This is a genomic window from Flavicella sediminum, from assembly GCF_006381105.1.
Classification (GTDB): Bacteria; Bacteroidota; Bacteroidia; order Flavobacteriales; family Flavobacteriaceae; genus Flavicella; species Flavicella sediminum.
In genome coordinates, this window is record NZ_VDET01000037.1 from 106226 (window position 1) to 112314 (window position 6089).

Genomic DNA, 6089 nt, shown 5'->3' on the forward strand with positions numbered 1-6089 from the left:
ATGGGAGATTTAGCTAAAGAAATAAATTCAACGTTTCCGTCAGAGCGAATTAAGGCTTTGATAAATATAAAATATACATCTAATTGGATTGAAAACCAATCGAATGAATTATTGAAACCTTTTCAAATTTCGGTACAACAGTACAATATACTGCGTATTTTAAGAGGAGCTAAAGAAGCAATAAAAGTGCAAACTGTTAAAGATAGGATGATTGAAAAATCTCCAAACGCTACGCGATTAATGGATAAACTCTGTTCAAAAAAATTAATAGAAAGGTTTCGTTGTGAAGATGACCGAAGAGTTGTTTATGTTAAAATAGCAAAAGCCGGACTAGATATTTTAAAGGATATTAATATGGATGCAGTTGGTGATAGCATGAATAAATTGTCAGAACAAGAAGCAAGGCAGTTAAACACACTTTTAGATAAAATTCGGTAAGTTTTTAATCCCTAAAACAATACATCATGAAAACAAGAAGTATTCAAAATAAAAGTAAAAGCAATTTTGTAAACATGGGACCTATAAGGTTAAGACAACCTTTGCCTAGTTTTGCCATTAATAATGTAGATCCATTTATTTTATTACATCATTATGGACCCTATGAAATAAACGCTAAAAGTAATCCTTTCGATTTAGGGCCACATCCGCATCGCGGTTTTGAACCAATAACTTTTTTAATTCAAGGAGAGCAATTGCATAGAGATTCTTTAGGTAATGAAAGTATCGTTAAGTCGGGTGATGTGCAATGGACAACGGCAGGAAACGGAATTGTTCACGCAGAAGGACCAACAAAAGAATTTGTAAAAAAAGGAGGTTTATTGGAAGGAATACAGCTTTGGTTGAACTTACCGGCAAGTCATAAAATGATGGAACCAAATTACCAACATGTGAAAAATGAAGATTTCGCTGCGGTAACTTCGCAAGATTTGAAGACTTCTTTAAAAATTATCTCTGGTACCTATAAAGGAGTAAAAGGTAAAATAGAAACACAAACAGGGGTACAAACCATTTGGGGTAATTCTCTAGAAGGATCGGAATATTTTATTGAAATACCGAAAAAGCATGATGTTTTGATCTATTTAATTAAAGGAAGTGTATTTGTAAATGAGGTAGAGCATTTAAGGGAGGAAGGAGATAGAATGTTTACTTTTAAGCAAGATGGTGAGGGGATTAATATAAAAGCTACCGCGGATAGTGAGTATTTAGTATTGTCTGGAGTTCCATTGAAAGAAAAAGTTGTATCACACGGACCTTTTGTAATGAATAGTCAGCAAGAAATTCAGCAAGCTATTCAAGATTATCAAAAAGGAAAAATGGGCTACTTGGCCGAATAATTAAAATATAAAAAGCGAATTTAAAACCTATGCTATGTGTATAGGTTTTTTGTGTGTTATAAAGTCTACAATAGTTTAAGTTCAAAATAGCAACTATAGTTCTCTAATATAGTTTTCTAAGCTATCTGATGTAGTTAGTCCCATTTTTTTCTTTATTCGATATCGGGAAGTATGCACACTTTGTAATGATATATTTAGTAAAGCAGCCATTTCAATACTGTCCAGATTTAACTTTATCAAAGCACAATGCTTTTGTTCTGTAGCGGTTAGTTTAGGATGTTTGTTTAAAAGGTTTGAGTAATAATCATTATTAATTTCAAGGAAACGACGGTTGAAATCTTCCCAAAAAACGATGCTATTTACTTTGTGCTTTTGTTTGAGCAGGTTGTAGTTTTGAGGCGAGTGTTTTTTTATAGTGGCTAATAATTCTTTAATGGCTTGTTCTTTTTCAACTAATTGCAAAGAATAGGTTGTCAATTCTTTGTTTTTAGTAGCTATTACTGCAATATTTTTTTTTATTTCAAATTGCTTGATTGTATCTAGTTTTTTTAGCTTATTCCGTTGTTTGTTGATAATATAGATACTTGTGGTAATAAAAACGATAAAAATAAGTGAGATGATTAGCCAAATTCTTTCTTTGTTTTTTCTTTCAATAAGGTCGGCTTGTTCAGTAATAAAGAGTTCTTTGTCTAAAAGACTTTCTTTATATTTATTCTTAATTTCAAATAATCGTTCGTTATTTTTATTAGCAATACCAAATAATGAATTATAGCTGTCTTTGGAAGATCTCATATGTCGATATGCGCTATCTAATGTGCCTAATGAGTGATATACTTCAGCCATTTTTTGAAGAACTTCAGGCTTTAATTCTATATGTACTTTTAGTTTTTCTATTGCATTTAAGCTTTTCTGATAATATATCAGTGCACTGTCTTTTTCCTTTGTTGCAACTTTTAAATCACCTAAGAAATAGAATATTGCTGCCTGGTACGGGGATTCAGTTTTCAGTAATTCTTTTTTTGCTTGATATAAGTCCGTTTTGGCTTCTTTAATTTTTTTTAGTTTTAAATTACAATAGCCTCTGTCTGCTAATATATATGGTAATTTTTTGTTTTTTAAAATAGATGTACAGGAGTCTAAATATTTTAGAGCGATATGATAATTTTCTCGAACTCTCCAATACATAGCTACTGAGAAATAACTGGATGTTAGCTGGTTTAAATTCTCTTTATTGTGTTTGGGTTGTTTTTTTGATAAATGAATAGACTTTTTAAGGTATTCTAAAGAGGTGGAGTCTTTGTTGAAAATGTCGTATAAGATACCTAGGTTCCTATAGATTAATACTTGTTGAGGCTCTGAAGTTTTAATTTCAGATAGAGTTAAACTTTCCCATAATTTATCAAAAGCCAAATCATAATCTCCACGCGACCTATCATAATTACTTAAATCTATTAATGCTTGAATTATCGCAAGCGTATCTTTTTTTTCTTTGGAAAGCTTGTGTTTTAACAAAATCTGTTGATATAATTGCTCACGATTTGTTGAGTTTTTATCATTTAAGGAAAATGTATTTGTAGCCTTTGTAAGGCTATCTATATTTGAAATATAAGGATTGGAGTAGCTATGAAAAGAAAAAGAAACAGTTACAAATAAAGCTAAAAAAATATTTAAATCTCGGGTGTTTATCATGATGGTAAAGATACTTATTAATAGATCTAGTTCATAATTTCAAACCCCATTGTCTAGTAATAGACTAGGTGTTTTATTTAATAGAATAGCTTTAGAGTAGTCCTGAATTATTACAATTTACCTTTCAGATAGTAATTTTGCTATCCATTAAGTTTCGTCTTTATTAATGTAGTAAATAGGAGTTATATGAAGTTAAAATTTATTTTCTTAGTAAGTATATTTATGTTTACCAACTTATTGAATGCCCAGAGTTGGGAGTCAGTTGTACGTGGTTCATGGGTTGAAAAAGGTTCGTTGAACACTAAAAGTATTGCCTTGGTAGATGCCTCGAAACTTGTAGATATAATAGTGTCATCAAAAGAACATAGCTGTGTTCGTCAAGCAGCTTTTTTTTTAGCCGCTGATATAGAAAAAATAACAGGTAAAAAACCTAAAATTAGGACCAAAGCAAGAAAAGGAAAGTCAGCAATTCATTTATCGACTTATGGAGCAAAGAATATTCCCAATGAAGTAAATTCAAAAAAACTAAAAGTAAAGTGGGAAGCTTATATAATTAAAACCGTTGGTAGTAGTGTTTGGTTGGTAGGATCTAATGCTAGAGGCACTGCTTTTGCTGTTTATACATTTAGTGAGCGCTTGGGTATAGATCCCTTATATCACTGGACAGGATATACACCAACAAAATATCCTGAACTAAGTATTAAAACTGTTAATTTATTTGTTGATGAACCCACTTTTAAATTTCGTGGTATGTATCACGATGATAAAGATTTAATTCCTAGTCTGATTAATGAAAAAGGATATGTTGCTGAAGATCCTAAAGTAGCTGATATTGATAAAGAAAGTCATATTCAGAAATTGGAATCAGGTTATCCAGAGCAATGTGGAACGGTTGATATGGTTTGGTGGAAACGTTTTTTCGAAACAGCACTACGGCTTAGAATGAATCAGGTGGCTCCTTATGTGCGAGAGCCTCGTTCCTTTGAAGTAAATAAAATGGCTAGCGACTGGGGGTGTTTTTCAGTTCACATCATTATGACATGCTTCTTTCTAATCCTTGGGGGTATGAGCGTTTTGGCTTAGCTAAGGAAAGAGGTATAGAAGGTCCTTATAAATGGAACTCTAACAAAGAGGGGATGATAAAATTTTGGGAAGCAGGTGTTGTAGAGAACAAAGATCTAGATTGTATATGGCCTGTAGGTTTACGTGGTACTGATGATGTAGGGGCACTTTTTCCTGAAGGAACATCAATGGAAAAAAAGGCTAAAATATTATCAGATATTATTGAGATTCAGGTTAATTTAACAAAAAAACATCTGCCCAAAAATAACAAACCCATCTTTCATTTAACCCTATATTCCGAATTGCAACATTTTTATGAAACTGGGTTAATGAAAATACCTGAAGATGTAATCTTAGTTTGGAGTGATCATGGAGATGGCAAAATGCGAGCACTCCCTAAAAAACTAGGTAATAATAAACATGGTGTATACTATCATTTAGCATTTCATGGTTGGTCGGAAAAACAAACTGTGCACACTGTAAGACCTGATAGAATTGAAGAGCAGTTTCGTGAAATTGTAGCGTCCGGAGCAACGGATTATATGCTATTAAATATTTCTGAACTACGAGATTATGTAATGGGTACTCGTTTTATTGCCGAAATATCTTATAATGCAAAAAAAGCTTTTGAGAAACCTGATGCAGCAAATAGGTATGTAAATTGGTGGAGTAAGGAGTATTTTGGAGAAAAAGCATCAGCCGATGCGATTAAAACCTATAATAATTATTTCGAGATCATCCATAGTTATGATCAAATTTTTCAAGGATCATTGGCTTTAGATTATGCATTATACTGGCAAAAGTTTCGTATGTATGGCGATTTGTTTATTGGTGGGCAGACTAATAAAAAATGGTTAAATATTATGACAGAACGTGTAGCAAGATATGATATTGCTTTTGAGATTGCTAACCGTGCTATAAGCAATATGAATGAGCAACAAGCACAGTTTTTCTTTGAAAATTCGATGTATGGAATGCTTATAGATTACCGTGGGGCTCAGGCTGCTTTGGCAATGAATAAAGCACTTTTTACGTGTTGGAACTGTAGAGGTGAAGAAAGGGCATATGCTCGAGAGGCAATGAGGTATTTATCGCTATTAGAGTTAGAAACAAAACATGCTGAACGTGCTCCATTTGAAAATTGGTATAGAGATACTTTTATGAGAGGTAGGCATTGTTTAACTAGTGTACATTACCCCTATTATCGATTAAAAGAATGGATGGACAGCCTAGGTATTGAACATTAATCGAATAAAGAAAGAATTATGTTTATAGGTATCAGTAATATTCACTACTATTTTTATCAGTATGTTTATGCTTAATTGATTGTTGTATGAATCATCATAATTAGGTCAATATAGATAGAGAGGTACAAGAAATTAATCTGATGGTTGATTACAATTTTTATGAAGATATTTTGAAGTATTATATTTAATTTAAAATGTTGCTCTCAGTTTATTGTGAAGTTAAAAATAGAGAATCTAACTTTTCAGATTTTTCTTTAAAGAGTAAGATGTTAGATAATGAATACAAAAAGTGGTGATTCAATAGGCTATACATGATTATCAAAAAGGAAAAATGGGCTATTTAGAAGAGTAAAACGTTAATTTTTGTTTTGAAGTATTAATTAGTTTAGAATTTTTGAACTGTATTGTTAGATGATTTTTCAATATATGAATCGTATTACTGTATTTATTATGGAATATTTTTATAAATAATAAAGGGGAATAGTTTTTTTTTAGAGCTAAATTATTGTATATTAGAGGTTCTCTCTTTTATTTTTAACAAAGTAAAAAAATAGTTATTAAAAAGTAGTTTGTAAAGTAAAAAGAGGTTGTATCTTTGCAGCCGCTAGCAACGAGAGTAGTTGGTAAAAGAGTGCCTTAGGATCACGATTGTGGGTTAAAAAACGGAGTAAGAAAATAATTAAAATTTTATTTTTTTATAAAGAAAAAAGCTTTTACATTTGCAGCTGCTAACCGCGAAGGTGTTTAGGGGACCTGT

5 protein-coding genes are annotated in these 6089 nt (G+C 31.6%); 4 read left to right on the top strand and 1 reads right to left on the bottom strand.

Annotated features, from left to right (window positions below):
• Together FGM02_RS17510 and FGM02_RS17515 are read left to right on the top strand one after the other, a co-directional pair.
• A complete protein-coding gene (locus FGM02_RS17510) occupies positions 1-438 on the top strand; it encodes a MarR family winged helix-turn-helix transcriptional regulator (RefSeq protein WP_139959851.1) in 438 nt (145 codons plus the stop codon).
• 26 nt (positions 439-464) lie between these two features.
• Complete coding sequence (locus tag FGM02_RS17515) at positions 465-1334, top strand: pirin family protein (protein WP_139959853.1); 870 nt, start codon at positions 465-467, stop codon at positions 1332-1334.
• Between the two features lie 93 nt (positions 1335-1427).
• Here the strand turns inward: FGM02_RS17515 and FGM02_RS17520 are convergent, their stop codons facing one another.
• Positions 1428-3023: a tetratricopeptide repeat protein gene (locus FGM02_RS17520; RefSeq protein ID WP_139959855.1), complete on the bottom strand. Its 1596-nt coding sequence runs from the start codon at positions 3021-3023 to the stop codon at positions 1428-1430.
• A 186-nt stretch (positions 3024-3209) separates the two neighbouring features.
• Here FGM02_RS17520 and FGM02_RS17525 point away from each other — a divergent pair, with 186 nt between their 5' ends.
• Entirely contained in the window at positions 3210-4106 is an 897-nt protein-coding gene (locus tag FGM02_RS17525; protein WP_139959857.1) for a hypothetical protein, read from the top strand.
• Positions 4064-5332 (top strand): glycosyl hydrolase 115 family protein, encoded by a 1269-nt coding sequence (locus tag FGM02_RS17530; RefSeq protein ID WP_139959859.1) that lies wholly within the window; start codon positions 4064-4066, stop codon positions 5330-5332. The genes FGM02_RS17525 and FGM02_RS17530 overlap by 43 nt, the downstream gene beginning before the upstream one ends.
• The last annotated feature ends 757 nt before the right edge of the window (positions 5333-6089 follow it).